At 41.6% G+C, this 26,570-nt stretch carries 17 protein-coding genes and 1 tRNA gene; 7 read left to right on the top strand and 11 right to left on the bottom strand.

The window, feature by feature from the left end; genetic code table 11:
• The first annotated feature begins 545 nt into the window (after window positions 1-545).
• Complete coding sequence (locus AC1MCB_RS16440) at window positions 546-1,097, top strand: Rossmann-fold NAD(P)-binding domain-containing protein (protein ID WP_479965802.1); 552 nt, start codon at window positions 546-548, stop codon at window positions 1,095-1,097.
• A gap of 38 nt (window positions 1,098-1,135) precedes the next feature.
• Window positions 1,136-1,297 carry a hypothetical protein gene (locus tag AC1MCB_RS16435; protein WP_479965801.1) on the top strand — a complete coding sequence of 54 codons (162 nt, stop codon included), beginning with the start codon at window positions 1,136-1,138 and terminating at the stop codon, window positions 1,295-1,297.
• Window positions 1,298-1,431: 134 nt separating this feature from the next.
• Here the strand turns inward: AC1MCB_RS16435 and AC1MCB_RS16430 are convergent.
• Window positions 1,432-1,503: transfer RNA gene (locus AC1MCB_RS16430), tRNA-Arg, on the bottom strand.
• A gap of 169 nt (window positions 1,504-1,672) precedes the next feature.
• A complete protein-coding gene (gene metG, locus AC1MCB_RS16425) occupies window positions 1,673-3,772 on the bottom strand; it encodes a methionine--tRNA ligase (protein WP_479965800.1) in 2,100 nt (699 codons plus the stop codon).
• A 206-nt stretch (window positions 3,773-3,978) separates the two neighbouring features.
• On the opposite strand from metG, the gene AC1MCB_RS16420 reads away from it, so the two are divergent.
• Genes AC1MCB_RS16420 through AC1MCB_RS16410 form a run of 3 tightly spaced genes read left to right on the top strand, consistent with a single transcriptional unit; the run spans window position 3,979 to window position 6,465 of the window.
• Window positions 3,979-4,860: a S66 peptidase family protein gene (locus AC1MCB_RS16420; protein WP_479965799.1), complete on the top strand. Its 882-nt coding sequence runs from the start codon at window positions 3,979-3,981 to the stop codon at window positions 4,858-4,860.
• Window positions 4,860-5,267, top strand: coding sequence for a DoxX family protein (locus AC1MCB_RS16415; protein ID WP_479965798.1), 408 nt, complete (start codon window positions 4,860-4,862; stop codon window positions 5,265-5,267). The genes AC1MCB_RS16420 and AC1MCB_RS16415 overlap by 1 nt, the downstream gene beginning before the upstream one ends.
• Window position 5,268: 1 nt before the next feature.
• Complete coding sequence (locus tag AC1MCB_RS16410) at window positions 5,269-6,465, top strand: OmpA family protein (protein ID WP_479965797.1); 1,197 nt, start codon at window positions 5,269-5,271, stop codon at window positions 6,463-6,465.
• 80 nt (window positions 6,466-6,545) lie between these two features.
• Here the strand turns inward: AC1MCB_RS16410 and AC1MCB_RS16405 are convergent, their stop codons facing one another.
• From AC1MCB_RS16405 to AC1MCB_RS16365, 9 genes are all read right to left on the bottom strand, one after another.
• Window positions 6,546-7,997 (bottom strand): RagB/SusD family nutrient uptake outer membrane protein, encoded by a 1,452-nt coding sequence (locus tag AC1MCB_RS16405; RefSeq protein WP_479965796.1) that lies wholly within the window; start codon window positions 7,995-7,997, stop codon window positions 6,546-6,548.
• Window positions 7,998-8,008: 11 nt separating this feature from the next.
• Window positions 8,009-11,125: a SusC/RagA family TonB-linked outer membrane protein gene (locus AC1MCB_RS16400; RefSeq protein WP_479965795.1), complete on the bottom strand. Its 3,117-nt coding sequence runs from the start codon at window positions 11,123-11,125 to the stop codon at window positions 8,009-8,011.
• A gap of 459 nt (window positions 11,126-11,584) precedes the next feature.
• On the bottom strand, window positions 11,585-12,295 hold the full coding sequence (locus tag AC1MCB_RS16395; protein ID WP_479965794.1) for a hypothetical protein: 711 nt from the start codon (window positions 12,293-12,295) through the stop codon (window positions 11,585-11,587).
• 167 nt (window positions 12,296-12,462) lie between these two features.
• Window positions 12,463-13,920, bottom strand: a complete 1,458-nt coding sequence (locus AC1MCB_RS16390; RefSeq protein WP_479965793.1) for a SusD/RagB family nutrient-binding outer membrane lipoprotein — start codon at window positions 13,918-13,920, stop codon at window positions 12,463-12,465.
• Window positions 13,921-13,945: 25 nt separating this feature from the next.
• The gene (locus tag AC1MCB_RS16385) at window positions 13,946-17,128 is read right to left on the bottom strand and encodes a SusC/RagA family TonB-linked outer membrane protein (RefSeq protein ID WP_479965792.1); all 3,183 of its coding nucleotides are present in this window, start codon (window positions 17,126-17,128) and stop codon (window positions 13,946-13,948) included.
• A gap of 906 nt (window positions 17,129-18,034) precedes the next feature.
• Complete coding sequence (locus AC1MCB_RS16380; RefSeq protein WP_479965791.1) at window positions 18,035-18,514, bottom strand: lipid-binding protein; 480 nt, start codon at window positions 18,512-18,514, stop codon at window positions 18,035-18,037.
• A gap of 13 nt (window positions 18,515-18,527) precedes the next feature.
• Window positions 18,528-19,178, bottom strand: a complete 651-nt coding sequence (locus AC1MCB_RS16375) for a DUF5011 domain-containing protein (RefSeq protein WP_479965790.1) — start codon at window positions 19,176-19,178, stop codon at window positions 18,528-18,530.
• A gap of 16 nt (window positions 19,179-19,194) precedes the next feature.
• Complete coding sequence (locus tag AC1MCB_RS16370; RefSeq protein WP_479965789.1) at window positions 19,195-20,676, bottom strand: SusD/RagB family nutrient-binding outer membrane lipoprotein; 1,482 nt, start codon at window positions 20,674-20,676, stop codon at window positions 19,195-19,197.
• Between the two features lie 15 nt (window positions 20,677-20,691).
• Window positions 20,692-23,913, bottom strand: a complete 3,222-nt coding sequence (locus AC1MCB_RS16365; protein ID WP_479965788.1) for a SusC/RagA family TonB-linked outer membrane protein — start codon at window positions 23,911-23,913, stop codon at window positions 20,692-20,694.
• Between the two features lie 692 nt (window positions 23,914-24,605).
• Between AC1MCB_RS16365 and AC1MCB_RS16360 the strand changes: the two genes are divergently transcribed.
• Window positions 24,606-24,977: a PadR family transcriptional regulator gene (locus AC1MCB_RS16360; protein WP_479965787.1), complete on the top strand. Its 372-nt coding sequence runs from the start codon at window positions 24,606-24,608 to the stop codon at window positions 24,975-24,977.
• A 10-nt stretch (window positions 24,978-24,987) separates the two neighbouring features.
• Window positions 24,988-26,565, top strand: coding sequence for a PspC domain-containing protein (locus AC1MCB_RS16355; protein ID WP_479965786.1), 1,578 nt, complete (start codon window positions 24,988-24,990; stop codon window positions 26,563-26,565).
• Window positions 26,566-26,570: the final 5 nt, after the last annotated feature.

Here is a 26,570-nt window from a genome sequence, read left to right as displayed (position 1 = left end):
TGCTCAGGTTCTTAATTCCTAATTTACTAATTCTTGATGAAAGGTTGGGACTTCGTTTTCTTAATAAAATCAATTATTAGCTGTCGCGATACTTTAAAATTTAGAAACAAATCTGTTTGAAATCCCTTCACGGTTCTTTACATAAGGCTAGCGGATATTTAAAAGAGTGCTAAGAAATTTGTCGACCCTCATGACCCATGGCTCGTGAATTACTGAAACAAATGAATTCTTAAACGCTGAATTAAGATATGGAAAAGATAGCATTAGTAGTAGGCGCGAGGGGCATCACGAAAATTAATTGCCCAAGGGTGGAAGAGCTATGGATTGGCGCGTAATCCAAAAACTGATACTAACGGCTTAATACCTGTCACCGCTGATTTGTTAAGCTTAGAAAGCGTAAACCATGCATTAACAGACATAGCTCCAACACATGTTTTTATCACAAGTTGGATGCGCAATGAAACGGAAGCGGAAAATATCAGAATAAACAGCTTGATGGTCCGAAACCTGCTGAATGCACTATCACTAAAAAGTCGGTGCGTCATGTGGCTTTGGTAACCGGACTGAAACACTATTTGGGTCCTTTCGGAGCCTATGCTAAAGCGGGAACGCTACCCGTTACACCAGTACGCGAAGAGCATCCGCGCCTTGAAATCGAAAACTTTTACTACGCTCAGGAAGATGAGGTATTTGCGGCAGCTGAACGTGATGGCTTCCCCTGGAGTATTCACCGTCCGCATACAGTGATCGGCAAAGCGGTGGGCAATCTGATGAATATGGGAACCACCCTGGCCGTTTACGCCACCATTTGTAAAGAAGCCAGCAGGCCATTCCATCTCCCTGGCTCAGTTGCTCAATGGAACGGTTTATCTGATATAACCGATGCGCGTATACTAGCCGAGCAATTGATTTGGACCTCTTCTACCGATACTGCTCGTAACCAAGCCTTCAATATCACAAATGGTGAGTTGTTCCGATGGAACTGGCTCTGGAATAAATTGGCAGAGTGGTTTGATGTTATGATATTGGATTCGATGGTACCATTCATCCTCTGGAAGTTGAAATTTCAAATGACGGCCCACTTTGGAAAGAGATAGCTGGTAAGCATAATTTGAAAGAATCTGATTTAAACCGCTTGGCATCAGCCTGGCATACAGATCTGGATCTCAGCCGCCCGATTGAAGTAATGACCGATATGTCGAAAAGTCGAAAGCTGGGCTTCACCCTTTATCAGGATACCAGAGAGTCGTTTTTTGATCTATTTGAAAAGCTAAGAGAGGAAAAATTGATTCCGTAACTCTAAATGGTAACCGCAGGCTTAGTTTCTGTTATTTGGCTAATGCATTTTGTCTAAGTCACGAAATATTTCCGGCAAAAAAACCAATACACCCCTTTTAGAATAGTCTAAATGGGGTGTATCAGTAGTAATAGTAGCCCCGACGGGAATCGAACCCATATCTAGAGTTTAGGAAACGCCTATTCTATCCGTTGAACTACGGGGCCATTTAATTGTCCATTACAAACCTTGATTTTTTACATATATAATATTCCAAGTTAATGAAAAACCCCTTCTATCCCTGCCTGCGGGCAGGCGTGAACTATGGGGCCATTATTAACCTATCACTTGCATACTGTAAAAGTCTGACTATTGACTTCACAAGCTATTGTATCACTACCGCACAACAGCTCCATTCTGAAGAGTCTCGGCTGGTGCTACAAAACTAAGTTTTCCATCTGAATTTTCAGCCATCAGAATCATTCCCTGTGATAAAATACCTTTTATCTCACGGGGCTCCAGATTTACAAGTATTGATACCTGTTTGCCAATGATGCTTTCTGCTTCAAAGTATTCAGCTATACCAGAAACTACAGTCCGCTGATCTAAGCCGGTGTCTATCGTTAACTTTAGAAGTTTCTTAGTCTTGGCTACTTTTTCAGCGGTCAGTATAGTGCCTACCCTGACGTCCATTGCTGCAAACTGTTCGAAGCTGATATTCGGCTTACCCTCACTTACAGCGGCTTGAACCTGTTCATTAGCATTCTTTGTATTCAATAATCTTTGTATCTGCGCTTCGATTGCATCGTCTTCGATTTTCTCGAACAATAACGATGCTTCATTCAACTGATGGCCTTCAGACAGAAGGGCAGACCTACCTGCATGGTCCCAATTAAGAGCTTCCAGGTTCAGCATGTTAAAAAGCTTTACGGCTGTAAACGGCAGAAACGGCTGAGAGAGGATGGCCAGGTTAGCAGCAATCTGTAAACCCACGTTTAAGACAGTCTTAACACGCTCCTCATCAGTTTTAATCAGCTTCCACGGTTCCATATCAGCCAGGTACTTATTGCCCAGCCTTGCCAGATTCATAAATTCACCTAAGGCTTCACGAAAACGATATTGTTCGATGCTTACGGTGAGCTTTTCTGGGTAAAATGCCATTTCAGCCAGCAATTCCAGATCAGCTTCAGTGAATTGTGATCCCATGGACACCTTTCCATCGAAGTACTTATGTGAAAGCACCATTACCCGGTTAATGAAATTCCCAAAGATGGCGACCAGCTCATTATTGTTCCGAGCCTGAAAGTCTTTCCAGGTAAAGTCGTTGTCTTTGGTTTCAGGCGCCGTGGCCGTTAAAACATAACGCAGCACATCCTGCTTTTCGGGAAAGTCAGCAAGATATTCCGGTAACCATACCGCCCAGTTGCGGGAAGTAGAAATTTTATCCCCCTCCAGGTTTAAGAATTCGTTTGCCGGCACATTATCTGCCAGGGTATATTCTCCGTGTGCCATCAGCATAGCCGGAAAAATGATACAATGAAATACAATATTATCCTTTCCGATGAAGTGCACCAGTTTAGAATCATCCGACTTCCAGTAATCTTCCCAACTCCCCGCTGGTTTCAGATTCTCCTTCAGGTAGTATTCCTTCTTTTTCTCATCGCTAAGTCCGTCGTTAAACAAGTCTTTAGTCGCAGAAATATATCCGATAGGCGCATCAAACCACACATACAACACCTTTCCCTCGGCACCTTCAACCGGAACTTGTACACCCCAGTCAAGGTCGCGCGTCATTGCCCGCGGTTGCAAACCACCATTAAGCCATGATTTACACTGACCGAAAACTGTAGGACGCCATTCCTTGTGTGAATCGATATAGGCTTCTACCTGTGGCTGCATCTTATCGAGGGGTAAAAACCAATTCCGGGTGTTCCGCAAAACCGGTTTATCTCCCGAAAGCGTAGACTTCGGATTGATCAGTTCAGTAGGGCTCAAAGAAGTACCGCATTTTTCACACTGATCTCCATATGCGTTTTCATTCCCGCAATTCGGACAAGTGCCTATTATATACCGGTCGGCTAGAAACTGGTTAGCCTTTTCGTCAAAATACTGTTCTGTAACCTCTTCCGTAAATACACCCTTATCGTACAAGTTCTTGAAGAAGCCAGACGCTGTCTCGTGGTGAGTTTCAGAAGATGTACGATGATAAATATTAAAAGAAACACCAAAATCACGAAAAGAATCCCCTATAATCCGGTGATATTTATCCACCACCTGTTGCGGCGTTATTCCTTCCTTCTTAGCTTTTAACGTGATGGGGACCCCATGCTCATCAGATCCGCAGATAAATACAACATCCTTGCCTTTCGACCGCAAATATCTTACGTAAATGTCGGCGGGCACATAAACCCCAGCCAGGTGGCCAATATGTACCGGACCGTTAGTATAAGGAAGTGCCGCAGTAACTGTGTATCTTTTGAACTTGTCGTTTCCCAAAATTTATGAAATTATCGTTTTTTGTAATTTTGCAAAGATAATCAATTTGCTTATGAGGCCATTCAATTTGTTAATTTGCCAATTATTGACACTGCAGAGAATTAGCGCATCGTTAACACGCTTTACATATCATTGATAAATTGACAAATAAGCACCTTAGCACATTGAACCAAAATCAACAAATTAGCACATTGACACCGCCCTATTTGAAAAAAGGCGATACCGTCGCCATTACCTGTCCCGCCAAAAAACTTCCTCATGCAATTACGGATGCGGTAAATCTCCTGGAGTCGTGGGGCCTCAAAGTACTGTTGGGCGATACGGTGCACGCCGAATTCAATCAGTATGCGGGCGATGACGCCTTACGGACCAAAGACTTTCAGCGCTTCCTGGATGATAATTCTGTAAAAGCCATCTTTGCTGCCCGCGGCGGTTACGGAACCATCCGCATCATTGACAAAATAGACTTCTCAGGTTTCGCAGCTCAGCCCAAGTGGATCATTGGCTTTAGCGATATTACCGTATTGCATAGTCATATCTTTGCTTGCTTCAATACTCAGAGCATTCATGGTCAGATGCCATTAACCATTCCTGATGGGACAAAACAATCGTTAGAAACTCTTCGCAAAGCGCTGTTTAACGAATCGTTTGATTACCAATACGAAAGCACACAGGAAAATAAGCCCGGCGAAGCTGAAGGAATTTTAATAGGCGGAAACCTAACTTTATTAATGACGATGTCAGGCTCTGTATCTGATATGGATTACTCAAATAAGATTCTTTTCATAGAAGATGTCGGAGAGTATCTGTATTCTGTCGACAGGATGATGTGGAATCTCAAAAGATCCGGAAAATTAGCTAAGCTAAATGGACTGCTGGTAGGCGGATTTACCGAATTAAAGGATAATGAAATTCCGTTCGGGCTCACTGCTGCAGAGATCATTCGCGAACATACAAATGAATATAATTTCCCTGTTTCTTTCGATTTCCCGGCCGGACATATAGAGAATAACCATGCGTTAATACTCGGAAAAACAGTAAATTTAAATGCCGGTCCACATCAGGTACACCTTACATATATAGATTAATGGCCATTCTTTCAAACCTTGGTAAATATAAAAACACAGGACTATTAATTATCCGCGTCGGACTGGGCATTATGTTTATGTTTCATGGTTACCCCAAACTTCTCGGCGGCCCTGATAACTGGACTGCTGTTGGCGATGCAATGAAACATACGGGAGTTACATTTTTCCCGGTTGGATGGGGATTTCTTGCCGCTGCTACCGAAACTTTTGGCGGCTTCCTGGTACTGCTTGGTCTGGCGTTCCGTCCTGCTACCCTGTTGTTATCCATAACCATGATTGTGGCGTCGATAATGCATCTAAAAACTGGCGATGGCCTTAGCGGCGCCTCACATGCTGTAGAGGCCGCCATTGTATTTATCGGGCTCACTATTATTGGACCCGGCAGATACAGCGTTGATAAAAAATAATATGCGTATTGCTCTCCTCTTCGTATTCTGCCTGTTGTTGCCGGGAGTTACCCGCGCACAAGATGAAATACTATTAAGAGGGGATCTCAAAATTGCAGCAACAGTTTATGTAAACCAACAATACTCGTTTAAAAGGGCGCCCTCCGGTTACGGCAAGATCAAAGAATTCAAAATAAACCCGGAACGTAGCAGCACCATATTTCGAGAGGAGCGCAATACCACCTGGTTCATCATCGATGTTCCCTTCAGCGGAATACTTACATTCGATGTTATTCCGCACCAGGTGAAGGATGATTATGACTGGATGCTGTATAAATACGGCAGTGATCTGGAAAAAAACATCCGTAATGAAACTGCGTTGCCACTCCGCACAAACAATGCACGTAACGCAACAGCACTATCCAGCAAAACCGGCATGGCAAAAGGTGCCTCCAGTAAGTTTGTGAAGCCAGGTCCCGGTAATAACTATTCAATGCCCTTAGAGGTCAGATCTGGGGATAAACTGACAATGGTGCTGGATAATATATACGGTGGGCAAGGGTTTGACATGTCTATAAGGCTAATGCCGGACATCAGGGGACCATTCGTAGATCTGGAAGGCACCGTCCTTGACCGTCATTCTAACAAACCATTATCAGCAGAGATTACTGTCGACGATGATTCAACCGGTGTTCTGATAGGTAAGACCATTGCTGACTCCATTACCGGCCGTTATAAGATGAAGGTGCCGGTTAGCCGACCATTAAATGTTACTTCCAGCCACCCAGCCTATATCTTCGCTACTGCCGATACCTTCATACTTAGAGACGCAAATCTTAATTTCTATTTAGATACCCCAGTTTCAGGCGATAAACTGGTTTTGAATAATATCCATTTTCAACCCAACAAAGACGAAATATTATCCTCTTCGCTACCCGAACTGGACAGGCTGGCTCATTTCATGAAAGAACGTCCTGAGTGGACGGTTAAAATTACCGGCCACACCAATCAAAATGTCTTTGCATCTGCAAAGTATCTTCAACAGCTGTCATTTAACAGAGCAATAGCTGTGAAAAAATACTTGATCAATAACGAAATCGCTGAGAGGCGAATTTCCTGTGCTGGTGTGGGTGGCAAAATGCCGATTGTGGTAACTAAAGATCCGACAGAAGGATTGCGGAATTTAAGAGTAGAGGTGACATTGGTAAAGAAGCCCTAACATGCTTAACTTTTCTTGCTATTAACAGTTAAATAAGGAACCTGAACCGGCGGCCAGGTTCCTTATATACATGTTACTGCCTATAGAGGATTTTGAATAATCTTAGGATTAGCATTTATTTCTGCCTGAGGAATTGGCAGAGCAAACTTTTTATCTCCCGCAGGAATATTTAACAAGCTCCAATGTGACGCTGACCCTGTTCTAACCAATGATTGCTTAGTTCTCAGGATGTCATAATACCGTTGGCCCTCTCCAAATAATTCCTTTCTGCGTTCAAATAAAATCTCCTGAACTAAAGCAGCTCCAGTATTAGCGGATAAAACAGCTGTAGGGTTGGCTCTTTTCTGAATTAAAAGTAATGCCTGCTTAGCAGCTATTTCATTTGCTCCGCCAATTCTCGCTTCTGCTTCTGCTTCTGCTAAAACCATTTCTGATGCTCTGATTAGAAGTTGATCATTGGCTCCGGAACCATCAAACACAAATTTACTTGTCAGATAACCATTTCCAAGTAGCTCATATTCTCCCGTTGTCGGATCACCACCTACATCTCCTGGAATTCTGAACTGATTCTTACGAATGTCAGTTTCCTCGAATGAGTTAAATAGTTCCTCACTAATTCTAAAACTTGAATATCCTCTGTCGTAAGGATCAAAGAAGGACTGAACTTCTAAATAGAAATCATTGTCATCTGCGGTACTTCTCAGTCCAAAAATCCATTCGGATGTCGGAGCTCTGAAGCCCTCCAAAAGCGAGCTTGCAGAACCTAAAGTATGTCCTGCGCGTGCAGCTTTAGCAGATTCGCTGGCTTTCGTCCAATCTTCCTTGGCAAGATAAACCCGGGCTTGAATGGCTTTGATAGCACTCAAATTAATTCGATAAACGTCATCTATGCTAGCCGGAAAGTTACTTTCAGCGAAAGCAAGATCAGTTAAGATTGCATCATATACCTCTTTTACTTTAGCTCTTGCAGGGAATTCATCAGTTGGGCCGATTGACTTTACTACAACTGGAACACCCATTGCCTCAGGATCAAGAGCGAAAGACTTTTCGCCAAATTCCTGAACAAGTTGAAAATGAACATAAGCTCTGATGGCAGTTGCTTCAGCGATGAAGCGATTTTTAATCTCCTCAGATACCGGAGCTGTCGGAGCGTTTTCAATTAATTGATTACAGTTAGCGATGATCTTGTAGCCTTGAGACCAATGGCTCTGCAGTTCGCCGTTATTTACTGTTTCAATGTATTGATACCCTGCTACGAACCGATTATAATTACCGGTTGAATTTGGAAAGGCATCTTCACCCTTTGCTTCTGCATTCAGGATGATATTATAGGTATAGATATTATTGGTGATCAGATCATAGATGCCGGTCATAGCAGCCTGCAACTTAGCTTCACTTGTAAAAGCTTCCGTGTTGCTTATTGACTGGGTGGGAGTAACATCTAGAAAATCCTTTTTACAACTCGAAAAAGTAAGAGAGAGTGCGAGTGCTCCAAGGAACACCCCGCTATTTATTTTATATGAATATTTCATTTTTGTTCTGATTAAAAGCCAATATTTAAACCAAGTGACAGTGTTTTAATATTTGGAACATCACTGTCATTTAATCCGGTGATTTCAGTTTCCGGATCCATTCCTTTGTGTTTTGCAAATGTGAATGCGTTTTCAGCACTTAGGAAAATTCGGGCATTTGATAATTTAGCTTTCTGAGCCCATTCTCTTTTTAAGTCGTAACCCAGTGTGAGGTTTTTAACTCTGATGTAAGATCCATCATATAAGAATCGGGTTGACTGGCTATTGCCTAAATCAGTATTTGTGGGTCTGAAGCGTGGAGTATTTGTAACATCCCCAGCCTTTTGCCATGAATTGTAAATGTTAGAAGATAACTGAGTTCCATTGTTTGACCCAGCATGGTTCAAGGTAGCGTAAAGGTTATCATAAATTTTGCCTCCATAGCTATAGAATACGAACGCGGTAAAATCAAATCCTTTATACCTTAAAGTGTTAGTTAATCCACCAGTGTATTTTGGAAGTGAGCTTCCACTGTCATAACGTGTGGCAAGATTGTAATTTTTAGTTGTCAAACGTGTTCCGGTAGCTTTCCCATCCGCGCCAACTTCATCAATATACCACAATGGAGCTCCATCAGCTGGATCAACACCTGCATAGTCTCTTAAATAAAACTGATAAAGGTCGCTGCCGACTTTTAAGCGCTTACTACCGCTGATAACGTCGTTACCTGTAAGCTTTTTAATTTCATTTTTTGAAGTAGTCAGGTTGTAAGAAATAGTCCAGTTAAAGTCTTTTGACTTAACGGGATTTCCGGTTAGTAATAAGTCAATTCCTTTATTCTCCATAGAAGCAAGGTTGGTTACTACGCTGGCAAATCCTGTGGTATAAGAAAGTGGCTGATTGTATAATAATCCTTCCGCCTGGCGATCATAGTAGGAAATCTCTCCACCCAGTTTTCCACCGAATAAATTAAATTCAGCGCCAATATCCAATTGATTATTTTCTTCCCATTTCAACAATGGATTTTGAAGATTAGTATAAGTGATACCTGACTGTCCCTGGTAATTGTTACCCAGGCCGTATAGTCCCTGAGCATCGTAACGCCCTATCCGATCATTCCCGGAAGTTCCGTAACTGGCTCTAAGTTTCAACTCATCAATCCAACTAACATCTTTAAGAAAACTTTCTTCATTTACTCTCCAGGCTACACCTGCAGAATAAAAATTACCAAATCTATTTTCCGATCCAAATACACTAGATCCATCTCTCCGGAAGCTTCCCTGAACGAAATATTTATCCGCATAGCTATAACTTGCTCTGGTGAAGTAAGACGACATTCTTTTTTCTGTCAGATAAGAAGTTGGGGTACCTGGTAAAGAACCTGCCACCAATTCTGGGACGCCATCAAAAGGGAAACCTGTAATCGATGCCTGAATATTATCGTATTTAGTGCCGTAAGCTTCCTGCCCGACTAATACGTTCAAATCGCCCAAACCTATTCGTTTGTCGTAATTTAAAGTATTTGAAATTGTCAGGGTCATATCCTGTACGGTATAACGTTCGGCTCTTCCGGCTGGCGCCGCACCATTTCCATGCTCCGGATTATAAAACAACCGTTCACGATTGTTGATATAATCTACAGCGAAGTTGGTCTTAAAACGAAAATCTTTGAGGAACTGAACCTCAGCATAAGGATTAAGGATTGCTCTTGCAGTGCGTGTAATGTATTCATCCTTTTCAGCTAAACCAAGTGGATTAAAGTCTACAGAGATAGGATTGATATAATTATAAACATTATTTCCCGAGGGATCAGTAACAGGGATACCGTTGGCATCTCTCTGATAAAGAGAATAAATATTTGATACTACATCACTGAATCTAACAGGGTTGGCAGCTCCTGTTGAACCCGCCGGGGTGTTTTGATCAGTGTACGAAAGCGTACTATTAATACCTACATTGATCGCTTTATTAACCTGGTTTGAAACATTTATTTTACCAGAGTATCTTTTAAAATTTGAAGCCAGAACGATACCTTTTTGGTCATAGTAACCTCCTGAGATAAAGAATTTGGTAGCCGCATCTCCACCTTGAGCAGAAACATTGACGTTTTTAGTCTGACCCTGGTTAAGTACAGCATCACGCCAGTCTGTATCGTAATAAAGTTTCGCAGCGGGGTCTAAAACGCCACCTGCAGTGTATGGATTTGCAACGTTATATGGATTAACTGCTAATCTGGCTTTAGTTGAGGTATTCGCGCTTAATGCTGCCGCAGCAGGTGAGTCACCAGCAACAGTTCTAAGATTGTAATAGTAATCAAAATACTGTTTGAAATATTGGCCTGCACTTAAGGTTTCGTGTTTGTCAACAGCGGCATTAGAATATCCGTTGTTTATAGTTGCGTTAAACCTGGTTGCTCCTGATTTTCCCTTTTTGGTAGTGATCAAAATAACACCGTTGGCAGCTCTGGATCCGTAAATGGAACCAGCTGATGCATCCTTCAGTACAGTGACAGACTCGATATCATTCGGATTCAAACTTGAAAGCACATCGGATGAAGTAGCTACCTGGCTAAAGTCACCGGTAGAGATAGGAATACCGTCTACGACATATAACGGTGTGGATGATGCTGATAGAGAACCAACACCTCTAATCCGAACAGTAGACGTGGCACCCGGCTGACCTGATACGCTTGACACAGTTACACCAGCGGCAGCTCCTTGAAGAGCTTTTTCGAACGATGTAACCGGACGATTTTCCAGCACATCACTGTTAATTACTGCTGCCGAACCGGTGAAAGATTGTTTGGTTGCGGTACCATAACCTACCACAACAACCTCACTCAATTGCTGCGCGTCGGTAACTAAAGAAATGTTTACAATATTCCTTGCTCCAACATTCACTTCCTGCGTTGAATATCCAATGTAGGAAATAACTAAAACTGCATTGTTAGAGGGGACTTTAATTGAATACTGGCCATCTACACCAGTTTGACCACCATTTGTGGTACCCTTAATTTTGATGCTTACCCCGGGTAACGGTAATCCATCTTCTTGTGCTGTTATTGTTCCGGAAACAATCCGGTCTTGTGCATATGCCTGGCTGGCAACGAGGAACAAGAAAAACATACAACTTTGTAAAAGTTTTTTCATTCGCTATTAATTTATGTTTAGTTAATGCGCGAAGATGTGCTATTTTTTGATCATAAAGAAATTACCACCGAGTTCGAACAGCAAAAAATTTCACAATCCATTGAACAATTAGTTTTCATATCAACATCCCCACAAGGTTCTATACTGTACATCTCCAAAGTTCTTAAGAGCATTTCTGAAAAAGAGATTCAGCTCATAAAAAAGCCCCTTCATTTTTTACGCAGGGGCTTTACTTAACCAGTGAATTAGTTACCAACTTCTGTGTCATATTTAGATGTCCTTAGTATTAAAAATGAGTTATTTTTCAACAGAAGAAGCGTAATCATAGCCCGCTTTCGTTATAATACTCAAATTTCGATTCATACCCGATGACACTGTACCATACCATTGCACAATCTCAACTTTTGGGTATTAGTACAATTACTTCTTCGTTATGCGTCTTTCAAAATTTCTGAACACTTAATTATTTAAAGCAATATCTAAAGTGAATTTGCCGGGTTCAAAAAACTCCGCCTCAACTTCCTGGCTTCCGATTCTGAATTTTGCCCTAAAGGGGAAGGTCACATTTTCAAGCTTGTAGGCTATCTGCTTATTGGTTTCATAAAAATTTAACAGCTTTGTATAGCTGCCTTTTGAAACATTCACCTCCCTGAGGGCTGCTTTAGGCCGAATCTGACCACCCATCGTTGGCATGTTGCCGGTAGTATTACTTAATAAAACTACTATTTCCTTTGCTGACGACGCTTCGAATTTCACTTCTGCCTTAGTCACCTCTAAGGTACGGGTTACTACTTGTGCCGGTTTTTCAAATTTGCCAGCAAAGACATCCTTCTTCCAAAACCCAGTAACCAGGCTATCCGATTTACCGGCTTTTTTAAATGTCATATCACCCTGACCACTTCGTTTACCAGCTAACCATGCTCCAGTATAAGTATCTCCATTTTTCCACTGGTAAACTCCCTGTCCACTCGGAAGCCCATCTTTAAACTCGCCTTCGTACTGATCTGTTCCCTGGGCCTTTCCACTGCCATTCGCCTTTCCCTTTTTACACTCTCCAACATAAGTACCGGACAATGCTGGCATTAAAACCTTGCATGCCTCCTGGGCTATACTCGAACTATAAAGGAAGACACAGACTGTAAATGCTGCCAGTTTATAAAATATTTTCATAATGCAGAGTTTGATTAACTTAAAGATATAAATTTATTTTGTTAACAGATGCCTGAACATCACAACTATTTGCTGTCCAAACTGACCTGCTTGTTGAGCGTAAAAACTTATAAAAAAAAGAGGCTACCAATTGGTAGCCTCTTTTTTTTATAAGTTAAATTGACAGCCTATTTATCCCACCACATACGGGTGTTCAAATTATCAGCACCTTGCTGAGCAACTACAGCGTCATAATTTGCTTTGTTTACCGTTTTATCAGATGCTGGGTAAACCAATCTTCTTGGGATACCAGCTGGATTAGCAGTATTCTCACCAGCAGTCAAAACAGGGAAACCTGTTCTTCTCCACTCAGCCCAAGCTTCCCATCCGTCTAAATAAGAATGGATCCACCTTTGAGTAGCAATCTGCTGGATAGCTGTCGCTGGAGCATAAGCGATGCCTGTGGCATTCTTAAACGTTGCATCTGCAACACCATACTGAGCTAAAGATGCATCAATACCTGACTCGTAGAATCCTTTTGCCGCAGCATCACCACCTGGAATCCAACCCAATTTTGCCGCTTCAGCTTTTGCAAATTCAACCTGAGCAAAAGTGAAGATGTTAGCCGGAGTAGCCTGCTCACGCAATGCATCACCTAATCTGCTATAAGCATTAGGAATGTTTTTTTGAATAGCGTTTCCATACTCAAGACCTACAATTTTATTACCAGGTAAAACCTCAGCGTATACTGGTAATCTTGGATCAGAACCTGTACCGTTAGCCTTCATGTAGTCTACCAACGTCTTGCTGATAGCAAAGTCATTTCGGTTGTCGTTCGTGTAATTTTCATACCATGGATTCCAGTTGTTTGGATCGCCGCCAATGAAGTGGTACTGGATATTATCTGCATTTGAAGCAAGTACATCAGTTAATGCCGCATTGAATTCAGTAGCCGCTAAGCCACCAGCTGCAGGATAAACTTTTGACATACGTAATGCCATCAGCAATCTTTGAGTAGCTGCGAATTTTTTCCATGCACTCATGTCACCGCCCAGGATAATATCCCCTTGTACACCTAATCCACCATCAATCTGCGCACCAGCTTCTTTCAGCTCTTTGAACAAATCAGCATAGATGTCTTCCTGCTTGTCGAACTTCGGAGTGATGTTCTCACCACCCTTTAATGCTTCGGAGTAGGGAAGATCTCCCCAACGGTCAGTCAATTTCCAGAAGATGAAAGCTTTCATGATCCTTGCAACAGCAAGCTGGTTGTTTTTCGAACCGTTTGCTCCCTGATCTGCTTCTACAGTACCAGCATTGTTAAAATCGATGATCTTTTGCAATTGGATCAACGGTGAGGTATAAAAACCAGAATACGCTTGTCCACCAATAGCGTCACTATAACCAGAACTGGTTAAGTATGGTCCTTCAGAAAAATGCTGAGCCATGGTGGTACCCTGAGAACTTCCCACATATAGGGAAGTACTATTTTGCATGGCATTGGTTAGTAAAGAGCGGGTAGATGGTACCGCAACTTTACTTGGATCGACGTTCGTATCACCGAAGTCCTCGATCTTCTCACAACTCGTAGCAAGCATTCCCACGCTTACCAGAGATAGTGCTATATATTTTGTTATTTTATTCATGATTCTCGATTTAATTTGTCTTTACTTAAAACCCTACTCTTAAATTAACACCGAAGGTACGTGCTTGTGGCAATTGACCACCTTCTTGCCAGAAATTCTCTAACTCTGATGGGTCAATACCAAATTCTTTACCCGGAGCAGAAATTAACCAGGCGTTACCAACAATTAGTCCAAGGTTAGCATTTTTCACGAAACCTGCTTTTGAAGCAAGGAATTTGGTAGGTACGTTGTAACCTAATCTAACTTCTCTTAATTTCAAGTAAGAAGCATCGATCATGAACATTTCACCAGCGCCGTTTTGCATACCATTGTAGAAAGCTACTGAAGCTTCAATGTAACGTGTGTTAGGCGTTCCGTCAGCTAAGACACCTGGGAATTTGTAACCACCACCTTCTGATACTGGCAATCTCCAATCGATACCTTTATCGTTCAGACCAACAGTTTCCTGTGATAATCCACTACCCATGTTGAATGCTCTGGTAGTTGAGTTGAATAAACCACCTTTCTGGAAGTCAATTGAGAAACCTAAGTCGAAATTAGCTACTCTTAATGAAGAGAATGCACCACCTGTATAATCAGGACGAGCATAACCAATGAATTGGTTAGTAGTGAATGCCGGACGACCGTTAGCAAGGATAATCATGTTGCCAGCTGCATCTCTGTTGAATTTACGACCAGTTACATAACCCCACTCCTGACCTTCACGTAAGTTTAAGCTGTTAGTGAAGAAAGTTGAGTTTTGGTAAATTACGTTTTGCTGAGTCTCTGTGATTTTGTCAACAATAGTTTTTGATTTACTAAAGTTCAAGTTTAAATCCCAGGTAACAGTTGATGTTTTAACTGGAGTACCAGTTAAAGCAACTTCAAATCCTCTGTTAGTTAACTGACCAGCATTAATCAGGTTACTACCATATCCGGTTGCTCCGTTTAAGGTTACCGAAAGAATCTGGTTTTTGTTATTGTTTTCGTAATACGAGAAATCTACTCCAAGACGATCATCCAGGAATCTTACGTCAGCTCCTACTTCGAATGAACCGGTTAGTGCTGGCTTAATTTTTCCATCACGTAACTCGTCGCCAATATTTAAAGATGCATCAGTTCCATAACCGAAGCCTGTGTTATACTGAAGATTCACGCGGTACGGATCGATATCAGAACCCACCTGAGCATATGAAGCTCTTACTTTAGCGAAAGAAACAACATCTTTCAAACCTGGTGAGAAAAATTCAGACGCGATGAATGTACCTGAAATTGAAGGGTAAAAATAAGAGTTAAGACCTGGAGCAAAAACAGAAGACCAGTCATTTCTGGCTGTTACGTCAACATATGCAAAACCTTTGTAACCGAATGAAGCTTTACCGAAAGCGCTTCTAACTTCTTTGGCATAGTAAGGATAAACACCTCCTGGATAAGTAAAAGTTGGACGAGCAAGAGAAGCATCAATACTGAAATAATTCCGGAAGCTTAAGCCACCGGCAGTTTGTGCATAAAGGCTCTCGCGTCTTTCGTTACGTAAGTTACCGCCAACTAAAGCATCGAAGCTGAAATCGCCGAAAGTCTTTTTGTAGGTTGCATTCAACTCGTAGTTAAACTCGTTATTAGTAAACTGGCTGGTTTTGTAGTAATCTAATTGAAGACCACCTGTCGCCATACGCTCGTCGCCTAAACCATTGTTTAAATCACCTCTGATGTTTGCCTGAATCGCGATATCATTTGTAAGATTATATCTTAAACCAAGGTTACCAACCACTCTGTTATTCTTAGCAGTACGGTAGCTATTATCAGCAACCCAAAAAGGATTATCCCAATACTGAGGCGTTGTGATCTCAGAAAGATCGCCGCTACCATTTGGATTACCAATATTCCATGAAGTTGGATTTCCATTAGCCTGAACTGGATTCCGCTCCATTTCTTTCATATCAAGCTGACGCTGGAACCACTGGTTGAAACCTTGAACAACGTTCAATCCATCATTCCGGTAAGTTTCATAAGGCTGACCTTTTCTGGCTTCTTTAGAGAACTGGAAATCGGTTGAAACAGTAAATTTCTTGCTGATATCTAAACTACCATTCAAGTTAAGCATGTTCATGCTACGATCAGCATTACGTTGAATCAAGCTTCTGTCCTGGTTAGTATAACCAACACGAAAGTTGTAGCCTTCGCCACCACCTGAGAAAGCAATTGAGTTATTCAGGTTATGACCTTGACGTAAGAAGTCCTTAACGTTATCCGGATTAGCTGAAATTGCTTCAGTTTTGCCAAAGTTAGCACCTTCGTACCAGCTATAGTAAGGACGGTATTGAGAACCATCGATCTTTGGACCGAAACTAGCATCAGCACCATAATCCAACATTTTCTGACCATCAAATGCAGCCCATGCAGCAGGGTGAACAGTAGCATCATATTCGAACAAAGGCCACTCCGCAGAATAACCACCTGCGTATTCATTTTGATAGTCAGGTAATAAAGACACATTTTCTGTAGTGTAACTAGTGTTAAACTCTACAGATGTACCGCCTTTTCTTGAACCTTTTTTGCTTGTGATAACAACAACACCATTGTAAGCACGCTGTCCGTATAACGAAGTAGCTGCAGCTCCTTTAAGAACTGTAACGCTTTCTACGTTATCCATGTTTACGTTTTCCTGTGCAGTTGGCGTACCGTCAACCACGAATAATGGAGCGCCTACAGAGAAACCATTAATACCACGAATAATAACGTTCGCGTTATCAAAAGAAGAACTTGGTGAACCATTTAATTGAACCCCAGCAACCTTACCTGCCAAAGCAGTACTGATATCTGTGTTTCTGGCTACAGTTAAATCTGCACCATCTACCTTCGTAGCAGCATAAGGCAATGATTTCTGAGATCTTGTTTGACCCATTGCGGTCACTACAACCTCAGATAAAGCTGTAGCATCTTGAGTTAATGAAACATTTACTGTATTACTCGCAGGGATATTTACCCTTTGTGTAGTATAGCCAATGTAAGTAAACGTTAAACTGTTACCACTGGTCAGCTTTAACGAAAAGGTGCCATCAACACCCGTTTGGGTCCCAATATTGGACCCGGTTACCACCACACTCACGCCCGGAAGTGGCAGCCCATCCTCCTTAGCGGTTACTTTTCCTGTTACAGTCCGTTCCTGTGCCAGAGCCGTACTGGCCACAAACAAAAGCAAGAACAAACTTTGTAGAAGTTTTTTCATACTGAATTAATTAATGTTTAGTTTTTGATTATTTAATCTCTAAAAGTGCTCAGACTTAGTGTCATAACAAAATTATTACTTTTAATTTTTGGTAAAAAAAAGTTAACCGCTTGAAAATCAGACGAATAAAATTTAACATCTTTTAACACTATTTTGTTCTTCATATATGAAAATACACAAAATATCACTATAGCGAAATAACAATAAGATTTAAGTTAACTATTTTTCTATAATTAAAATACTCAATAAGCCAGTGAAACAGCGATATTATAGAGTTTTTACGAAAAACAAATATAAAATTTTGATTTTTATCACTAAAATTACCGTTTTTTACAATAATCAGTAAGAATAAATGCGATACAAAGGAATCTAAAGAAAATTATTACCCTGGAATTAGGCTACTGAGCGATAACACTCAGCTAAACATCGATATTGTCTAATAAAGAGTTAATGATTTATGATAAACTGTTATTATTAATATCAAATTAACCAAATTTATCCTGCCATTTGATAAAATATATAAATATTCAACCAAAGATAAGTCGGCTGCTAATTTTTCCCAAATCCCGTTCCTAAAATAATATATACACCATCTCAAAAAGGAAGGCATTGCAAAGTAACACACTTTGACAAGCCCTTTAGCATATGCAATCTAATCTCAAATCCAAACCTTCAAAACTGAAAGTCTCCGTTATAAATAATAGCGAGTTAACAGCGTGCTTACTATATCATGCTTCGATCAGGATATAGTAAGTACACTGTTATCATAGTGAGCAGCTTCTTAGTTGTTAGCCAGACCCGGATGAACTCTGACCATTAAATCAAGGCGGGGAATTAAAGAAAAAAGGCCATCATCTTTTCAGAAATGGCCTTTGATAAGGACGATTATTTATTTAAAGTTATTTATTAATGGTCATCTTCTGCGAAGCGGGTTCTTCTATATCCTGACAAATGATATTTGGTACCCGGATCGTCAGAAAACTCTACGATAAATGATATCGAATCCGTGACTGCTTTTGAGACAGGTCCTTTTGACACACCTGGAAGGATCTTACCAGAGTCGACGGTGAAAGTAATATCGTAATATTCGTTAGGTACATTAGCTGCAGAGAATGACAAATTGGCCATATCCACATTCACCTTGCCTTTCATTTGCCAAAAGGTTTCCAGATCATCCAGCCACATTTCAGTTGGAACATTCGCAGCGGTATTATAGGTGGAAAAGTGATAATAATCGCCTTCTCCATCCCATTGAACCCACCATTCGCCAGCCATGGTCTGCAGGGCAGTTCCTCCTGGCTCGGGGTCATCCTGTTTGCAAGCGCTTATGCTGAAAATTGATAATATGAGGGAGCTAATAGCTATTAAACGTTTATATGCTTTCATATGATGCGTTTTTTTATTGTTTAACAAAAGTTCTCACCGCAGGGCCGTAGCCGGGATTTACAATTTGCCATGAATATGTATTACCACTAAAAGATTCCTGGTCTGAACTTGTAGGAGATCCGTCGCTTGCCAGCTGCTCGGGAATTTCAACATTATTTCCGCTAGAATTAACCGCAATAACGGTAAGGTTTGTACCCGGAGCTCCGCCGGGATTGAAAACGGTATATACACCCGGAGCAATTTTAGTCCAGACAGCTACCGAACCGTTGGTGGTTCTGGCATAATTGCCCGACAAATCTTTAGCAGCAGCTACAGCATCCACATTAGCTATCACTACTGTTCTGCTAACCGATGCAGAAAACCCATCCTTATTAACAGCGGAATAGGTTAAGGTGTATACCCCCGGCTTTTTATCGTCCACTGATCCGGTTGTGGTAACGGGTATTTCTGTATCGCCCTCTTTGGCAGTAACTCCAGGGTCTGTAAAAGTACTCGAGCCATTTACTATGGCCATATAGCGATCGCCAACCAGTGTTAATGTAGGATAAACGGTGATTTTCGAGATCCCAACGCGTCCTTCGGGATAGTTGAAATCTTTGTCCTCACATGACGATGCTACCATCATGGAAAACATGAGTATTGAAAAACGTAAGATCTTTTTCATACAATTTCGCTATGATTTATTTAGCCCACCATACTTTCGTTGTTATCGGTACTTGCGCGGGTGTATTTGTGTTTCTTGTACTTTCATAATCAGGAAATGGAAATCTCTTCGGAAAGTTTCCAGCTCCGGTGAAGCCGTTTCTGGAATAAACCCATTGCCCAGGAACATAAGTTGGTTCGGTAGAGTAAACCGGGCTGATTCGGGGAAAACCGGTTCTGTTTTGCTCGAAGAAACCCTCTAAAGCTTCTGACCTAACAAAGGAGGCCCATTTCTGAACGATAATCGCTTCCAGCTTTTGTTGGAATGAACCGGCTGATGGATAGATATATGCCCCTGTTAATAGCCCCCCCACAGTTAAATCCTCTTGTTCAAAGGCAGCAGTAACTCCGGCATCATACAATGCCTTTGCACCGGCGCCTCCAAAATAGCGCTCAAGTGCTTCTGCCTGCATAAAAAACGATTCTGCTTTCGATATAAACCAAACGGGATCGTCGGCATGCTGCACAAATACACTTGCGGTTCCATAAGTTGGCTGGTCTGCCTGCGTAGCTGTAAAATCTCCTTGATGGATAGCGCTTGGATTGCTGCTTCCAAAATAAGTTTCAGCTCTGGGATCGTTATTTTCTATCAGCCAGCTAGCTAATGTAAAGCTAGCTCGAATGTTAGTGGTCGTATTCAGACGCCTGATGTTGAATTCGTAAAAAGGATTACTCTTATTTGGCACGTCTGTGAAAACATTCACGCCCGCACTCTCGGCTAAGAAGTTTCCTCCTCCCTGGTATAATGCCCTAATTCCGGCTTCCGCTTCAGCGGGCTTAGCATTTACCATCCGTAAATACATTTTCAATTTTAAAGTATTGGCGAATTGTTCCCACTTGTCCATGTCTCCGTTAAAAACGAAGTCTGTAGATTGCTGCGAGGCACTTAAGGGATCAGACTTAAAGTCATGTGCCAGTGCGCTGTCAATTTCAGTTAACAAGCCCTGGTAAACGGAATAGCCGTCGTCGAACTTTGGTTGCAAATTACCATTACCCTTTAAAGCTTCTGAGTAAGGAATCTGATCGTAAAGATCAGCTAACACCTGATAGGTGTAAGCTTTCATCACGGTGGCCATCAGGTTATAGCGCCAGTCTTTTCTTTCCTTCGATTTATCAATGGTAAGTTGATAGTCAGCCAATGCCCCGGCGTATAGTTCTTCATAAGGAAGGTTAACCTCTTCATTGATGCTGGTAACGTTATATGAATCAATTTCGCGATACTGGCTTGAGTTGGATGCTTGCGACCAGTACTGTGACCAGATTCCGCCGACTATTGCTAACTGACCTCCGACCATCCCGGCTGTAGACATCACAGCAGATGGAAGAAGGACTTCCGGTGTTGCGTTTTCAATTCCCGGGTTATTGGGATCTGTATTGATATCCAGCGTGTCATCGCAGCCTGAAGTGAATGTTAGGCTGGCGATGGAAAAAATCAATATATAATTAATTGCGTTTTTCATATGATCAGCTTTTAATTAAAACGACACTTTTAAAGAGGCTCCAAAAAACCGGGTTGATGGGCCTGTACGGAATTCACCAAACTCACTGTTCAGATCATTCCCGTAATTGGATACTTCAGGGTCAATGGTGCGGTTCTCTTTTGGGAGCCAGGTATATAAGTTTCTGCCGAATACAGATACGGAAGCATTTTTTGCTCGTATGTGGCTGGCAAGGGATTTAGGCAATTGATAAGACAAGGTGACTTCCCGAAGCTTTAAGAATGTTTTATCCAGTATCCGGTTATAGTAAGCCAGCGCTTTATTACTGGAGTGATAGTAATAATCATCCACAAAGTTCTCGCTAACGGGAACGGTATTCTCCACATAGGTTACATTACCTGCCGCATCAGTTATTTCTGCAACAGAATTTGGAATTATAAAGGGTCTGCGGTCATTGTAGGTAGTTTTGATATCGTTACCAACAAAGTTTAGCAAATCAGCGGTACCGGAATAGAAAACTCCCCCTTTTCGGTAGTCAAGGGTAACGCCAAGAGCAAGACCTTTATATCCGAAAGTGTTGGTCAATCCCATAGTATAATCGCGCTCACTGGTGCCAAAAAAGCCGTCTTCTAACGCTGGTACTGCCAGACCATTGGTTTGGTTTACAACTATTCTCCCTTGAGGGTCTAATTTAGGGACTGATGCTTCGAAAACTCCAAGAGGCTCACCCACTTTAGCCAATAACTTGGCATCATAAGCGGATTCAATTTCTATTTGATTGAGTCCTGCAGGTAATTCTAAAACTTCATTTCTGTTCCGGGCAAAAACATAATTCAGATCCCACCTAAAGTCGGTTGACTGAACGGGAGTTGAATTCAAAGCAAATTCTATCCCTTTATTTCGCACTTTACCGAAGTTTACGATCAGGAATTTATAGCCAGAGGAAGGAGCTGCATCAATAGGAAGAATTTGATCGTTGGACGTTTTATTGTAATAAGCAAAGTCAAAACCAAGCCTGTTATCAAAAAAGCTGGCTTCGGCTCCAAATTCACTTTCAGTACTGATTTCAGGTTTTAAATCGGCATTGTTCAGCGTATTGGAGATACTGAACCCTTGAACTCCGTTTATCGGGAATGTAAGCGTAGTTAGACCACCTCTAACCGGTATATTTGCTGACCTCAAAGTATTGAAGACCCGGTACGGTGCTGTATCATTGCCGGTTTGGCCCCAACTTGCTCTGACTTTAAGCAAACTCACTTTTGCTTTAGTAAGATCTAAAGCTTCCGATAGAACAAGCGCAAGGTTGGCACTAGGATAAAAATAACTATTCTTATTAGCTGGCAGGGTTGAACTCCAGTCGTTTCGTGCATTTAAGGTTAAATAAGCGAAATTTCTGAAGTCTAATGTGGCACTTGCATAGGCCCCAAACAAACGCCTGTGGTTCCTGGTGTCTACACTTTCAGGGCTATTGATTGAATTAGCAATGCTGTAAAAGTTCGGAATACTCAAATCTTCAACAGAAGTATACAGAGTACGAAATCCCCGGTCGTTAAAGTTAAGCCCAACTAATCCATTCAGATCAAAATCAGCACTCAGTGGTGTTTGATATAAACCATGGAGCTTGGTATCGTATTCGAAGTATTTTTCAGACCCTTCTACTACGTTACCTACATCGGCCTGTCTTTGAGCACCTTCAACGTTTGAACCATCATTCCAGCTTCCGGGTGAAGGAGCATTTTTAGCATGCCAGATCTTGTCAACCCCATTAGTGAGGTCGGCCCCCTGCTGCAGTAATAAGGTGAGCCAATCGCTGGCTTTCAGCTTAAACTCCACGTTACCATACACCCGGTCGCTGTTAAATCTCGCACTGTTCTCGTTCAGCGGATAATATGGATTTTCTGCAAAAGGGGTAAAATAATTATCAACGTTGAAATAAAGATTATTATAATCCTGCACGTCTTTAATCGGAACGTCAGTTGGAATTTGAAGTATATCTTCGTAGAAATTTGCCGCTATACCAGAATTTGCCTGACCAACCTCCACAAACCGTGAGTTTTTACCAACATAATTTACAGAAGCACTGGCGTCGAAACCTTTGAACTTTGTAGATCCGCTCAAGGAGATACTGTTCCTTTTATAGGTGTCGTTATCACCAGGCATCATGCCATCGCTGTTTACGTTACCGTATGAAAGGTAGAATGTGGAGGCTTCATTTCCGCCACTTAACGAGATGGTGTTATTGAATTCAGCACCTGTATCGAACGCATCGCGAAAGTTATCCTTGATAAAAGAGAAAGGCTTCAGCAGTTGTGTGTTGTCAACAACGGCTCCCCATGGACGCATCTGGCCATCTAATGCCGGTCCCCAGCTCCCATTTTCAGAAAGGATAAATGTATTATCCCAGCCTTGTCCAAACTTGCGCTGAAGCTTTGGCACAATTGATACCTGGGTAAAGGATGCAGCAGACGAAAAATCGACTTTAAAAGCACCGGCTTTACCTTTTTTTGTAGCGATAACTATAACTCCGTTAGCACCGCGCGAACCATAAAGGGAAGTTGCCGCTGTACCTTTCAGGATGTTGACGCTTTCAATATCGTTGGGATTGATGTCATTAATAGCATTCCCAAAATCGAAATTCTCCGTTAAATCACCTACCGATCCCACTGGCGAAGTTCCTCCCGGCCGTGCGTTATTCACGGGAACACCGTCCACTACATAAAGCGGTTGATTACTACCCGCGATGGAAGAAAATCCTCTTAGCACCACTTTACTGGAGCCGCCCGGAGCACCCGAGGTAGTAGATATATCTACCCCCGCAACCTTTCCCTGTAATCCGCCGACAATATTAACCGGGGAGGCCTTGTTTATTTCCTCCGTTCCGACCTGGGTGGCAGAGTAACCCAATGATTTTCGTTCTCTAGAGATCCCTAGTGCGGTAACCACCACCTCACCCAGCTGCTTTGTATCGGTGACTAATACCACGTTCAACACATTAGAAGCGGGGATAGTGGCATTTTTAGATGAATACCCGATAAAAGAAAATTGAAGGCTGGTAGTTCCGGATGGAACATTTAAGGAGTATTTACCTTCTGCTGATGTAGTGGTTCCTGTTGTAGTGCCCGGAACCCTTACACTTACTCCGGGAAGAGGAAGTCCATCTTCTTGTGCTGTTACAACACCCGAAACCTGGCGGGTTTGCGCGATCCCTAATGTACTTATACTAAGAAATAACAGCAAAATAGTAAGAAGTTTTTTCATAGCTCACTGATTTACATCTATTAACTTAAACTACTTCATTAATTTAGTTCCACATGTTAAAAATTACCAATATAAAATTACCTATACCATTATAAATCAAGCATTTAGAGCTTAAATTTTACATTATTTAAACAAATATTCTTTGGATATAATACTTTTTCGTGACCCTGTTAAATCATCGTTTTCGATCTAAAGTTCACTGGTGACTAAACACCACCCTATGTGCTACATTTCGTACGTACACAGGTTCGCGCTCTAATACACAATGGATTGTTTTGAGCAGCTAAATTTCGTAGTGTTTTTCCATACCTATCGATTTATATTCTCATCAAAAACTTTACAATCACCGATATCCAATACTTACACTAAGTCTAAAATTCCTTTAGTGAATTTAACTATCTTTTTTTTATAATGTTCTGACAAACAACGAATTAAATTTATACCGAGAGGATTCTAGTACGAAAATTTTTAGCGTTTAAATTTAGGAGACAGTAGAGTAAATAAAGGAAGTTTAGCCGTCAGAATTATTTTTAAAATATTCAGTCAATTCAATTAAGACGTGGTACTACCTATAAAATTGTTTTCGATTCAGTTACAGAATAAATATAATAAAAGTAACAACTTAGTTACACTACAAATAAATATACTACTATGTATTGCATAATACTAAATGAAACATATATCTTTGTTATATGATAGTTGAAAATACGCAAACACAAATGAGGAAGGGGATACTGGAATACTGTATTCTTTCCATTATTTCCCGGGGGGAGATATATGCCTCAGATATAATCAGCGAGCTTAGGAAGGCTAAAATGCTGGTGGTGGAGGGCACTTTGTACCCTTTACTGACCCGTTTAAAAAACAACGGGCTTTTAAGCTATAACTGGCAGGAATCAACTTCCGGGCCACCGCGCAAATACTATGTATTATCACCGGCGGGTCTTGAAGTTTTAAACAGACTGGATAAAACCTGGGATGAACTGGTGTACGCCGTGCAGATGTCTATGGAAGGACGGAACATCTCCCAGTCGAACGATCAATCAAATTCCTCAACCAATTAATCAAAAAGCCATGAACAAAACCATTATAATAAATATTAACGGCATCGTATTTCATATAGAAGAGGATGCCTACGAGGTCTTGCGAACCTACATGACGGACGTAAAACGGCATTTTGCATATTCTGCCGACAGTGATGAAATAGTTACGGATATTGAGAATCGCCTGGCTGAGATGTTCAATGAGCGTCTGGCAAGTGAGAATAAGCAGGTGATTGTGCTGCAGGATGTTAAGGAAGTAACTGAAAGGATGGGGAACGTTGCAGATTTTGAGATTGAGGACGACGAGGAACCTGCGTATACCTACACTGATCGTTACAAAGTTGAGAAAAAACTGCTTCGTGACATGGATGATCGGGTGATTGCAGGAGTTTGTTCAGGACTGGGACATTATTTGGACATTGAACCCCGGTGGATGCGCCTGATCTTACTGTTACTCGTTGTTTTTGGTGGGACGGGTATTATTATATACCTGGTGCTGTGGATTGTGATGCCCCGCGCAATAACCAGAGCCGATAAAATGGCCATGAAAGGTGAGCCAATCAACATTCAGAACTTTAAAAAGAATTTCGATGAGGAAGTAGAGGGCATCCGTCATGGATTTCACAGGGCATCCAGTGAAGCTGCACCTATTATAGACCGGATTGGTAGCGCAATTGGTACCCTACTTAAAGTATTTGTAAAAATAGTAGGCGGTATCATCATTTTTGTTGGGGCCATGGTATTGTTCGGTATGGTGGTTGGACTGCTCGCCTTTCTTGGCGTTTGGCAGTCGACAGAACTAAATCACTTTCCCTTCAATATAGTTAACCCAGAATACAAGTCTGTATTATCTTTCAGCGCTTTTGTTTTGGTTTTTATTCCGCTCGTTGCTTTGATCCTATTTGCCATCAGAGTACTGTTCAACAGAAACGTATTAAGTCGTACCGGCTCTTTCGCCATGCTTATCATCTGGCTGGCAGGACTGGGATTAACAGTATACTACGGTTCTAAAGTAGCCGGGCAGTTTACTGATGAAGCAACTTTTTCGCAAGTTACCGAGATCAAGCCCGACTCAGTCTACTATCTGAAGTTGAATACGGTAAAGTATTTGACAAAAGATGATAGTCTTCAATATGATATCGACCGGGGAAGCTTTGAAAGTAAGATCATAATTAATGATCGGGATCATGATTTTGATATGCCCCAGAATGTCAGCCTGAGGATAGAAAAAAGTGAAGGCGGTAAGGCTATACTTAACCAGCAGTTCAGTGCAAAAGGTCCGAACTTTGAGACCGCCCTCAAGTCGGCACAACTAACAAACTATCAGTTTAACCAGCAAGACTCGTTACTGCAATTTGACTGGAACACCAGGCTGCATAAAAACCAATTATGGCGCGACCAGCGGGTCGAATTAACCCTGCGTTTACCTGTAAACACCCGCTTAATGATTGATGGTAACCTGAACCGCTTTCTTGAAGACCATAACCTCCGAGATTGTCAGGAGCAAAACTCTTCCGACGATTTCATAAGTGAATGGGTGATGACAGAAGATGGTTTAAAGTGTAAAAATGATAGTCTATACCGCAGCAATCGCGGTGAGCTGGAATAATAAAA

Source organism: Daejeonella sp. AP26 (genome assembly GCF_056680515.1).
This window is presented reverse-complemented; position numbering and strand designations above follow the sequence as displayed.

What these genes read in the sequence shown, in the direction of transcription:
- AC1MCB_RS16390 (WP_479965793.1), bottom strand. Translation starts at nt 13,920, where the DNA reads ATGAATAAAATAACAAAATATATAGCACTATCTCTGGTAAGCGTGGGA.
- AC1MCB_RS16355 (WP_479965786.1), top strand. Translation starts at nt 24,988, where the DNA reads ATGAACAAAACCATTATAATAAATATTAACGGCATCGTATTTCATATA.
- AC1MCB_RS16410 (WP_479965797.1), top strand. Translation starts at nt 5,269, where the DNA reads ATGCGTATTGCTCTCCTCTTCGTATTCTGCCTGTTGTTGCCGGGAGTT.
- AC1MCB_RS16415 (WP_479965798.1), top strand. Translation starts at nt 4,860, where the DNA reads ATGGCCATTCTTTCAAACCTTGGTAAATATAAAAACACAGGACTATTA.
- AC1MCB_RS16370 (WP_479965789.1), bottom strand. Translation starts at nt 20,676, where the DNA reads ATGAAAAACGCAATTAATTATATATTGATTTTTTCCATCGCCAGCCTA.
- AC1MCB_RS16385 (WP_479965792.1), bottom strand. Translation starts at nt 17,128, where the DNA reads ATGAAAAAACTTCTACAAAGTTTGTTCTTGCTTTTGTTTGTGGCCAGT.
- AC1MCB_RS16405 (WP_479965796.1), bottom strand. Translation starts at nt 7,997, where the DNA reads ATGAAATATTCATATAAAATAAATAGCGGGGTGTTCCTTGGAGCACTC.
- AC1MCB_RS16365 (WP_479965788.1), bottom strand. Translation starts at nt 23,913, where the DNA reads ATGAAAAAACTTCTTACTATTTTGCTGTTATTTCTTAGTATAAGTACA.
- AC1MCB_RS16380 (WP_479965791.1), bottom strand. Translation starts at nt 18,514, where the DNA reads ATGAAAGCATATAAACGTTTAATAGCTATTAGCTCCCTCATATTATCA.
- AC1MCB_RS16400 (WP_479965795.1), bottom strand. Translation starts at nt 11,125, where the DNA reads ATGAAAAAACTTTTACAAAGTTGTATGTTTTTCTTGTTCCTCGTTGCC.
- AC1MCB_RS16360 (WP_479965787.1), top strand. Translation starts at nt 24,606, where the DNA reads ATGATAGTTGAAAATACGCAAACACAAATGAGGAAGGGGATACTGGAA.
- AC1MCB_RS16395 (WP_479965794.1), bottom strand. Translation starts at nt 12,295, where the DNA reads ATGAAAATATTTTATAAACTGGCAGCATTTACAGTCTGTGTCTTCCTT.
- AC1MCB_RS16375 (WP_479965790.1), bottom strand. Translation starts at nt 19,178, where the DNA reads ATGAAAAAGATCTTACGTTTTTCAATACTCATGTTTTCCATGATGGTA.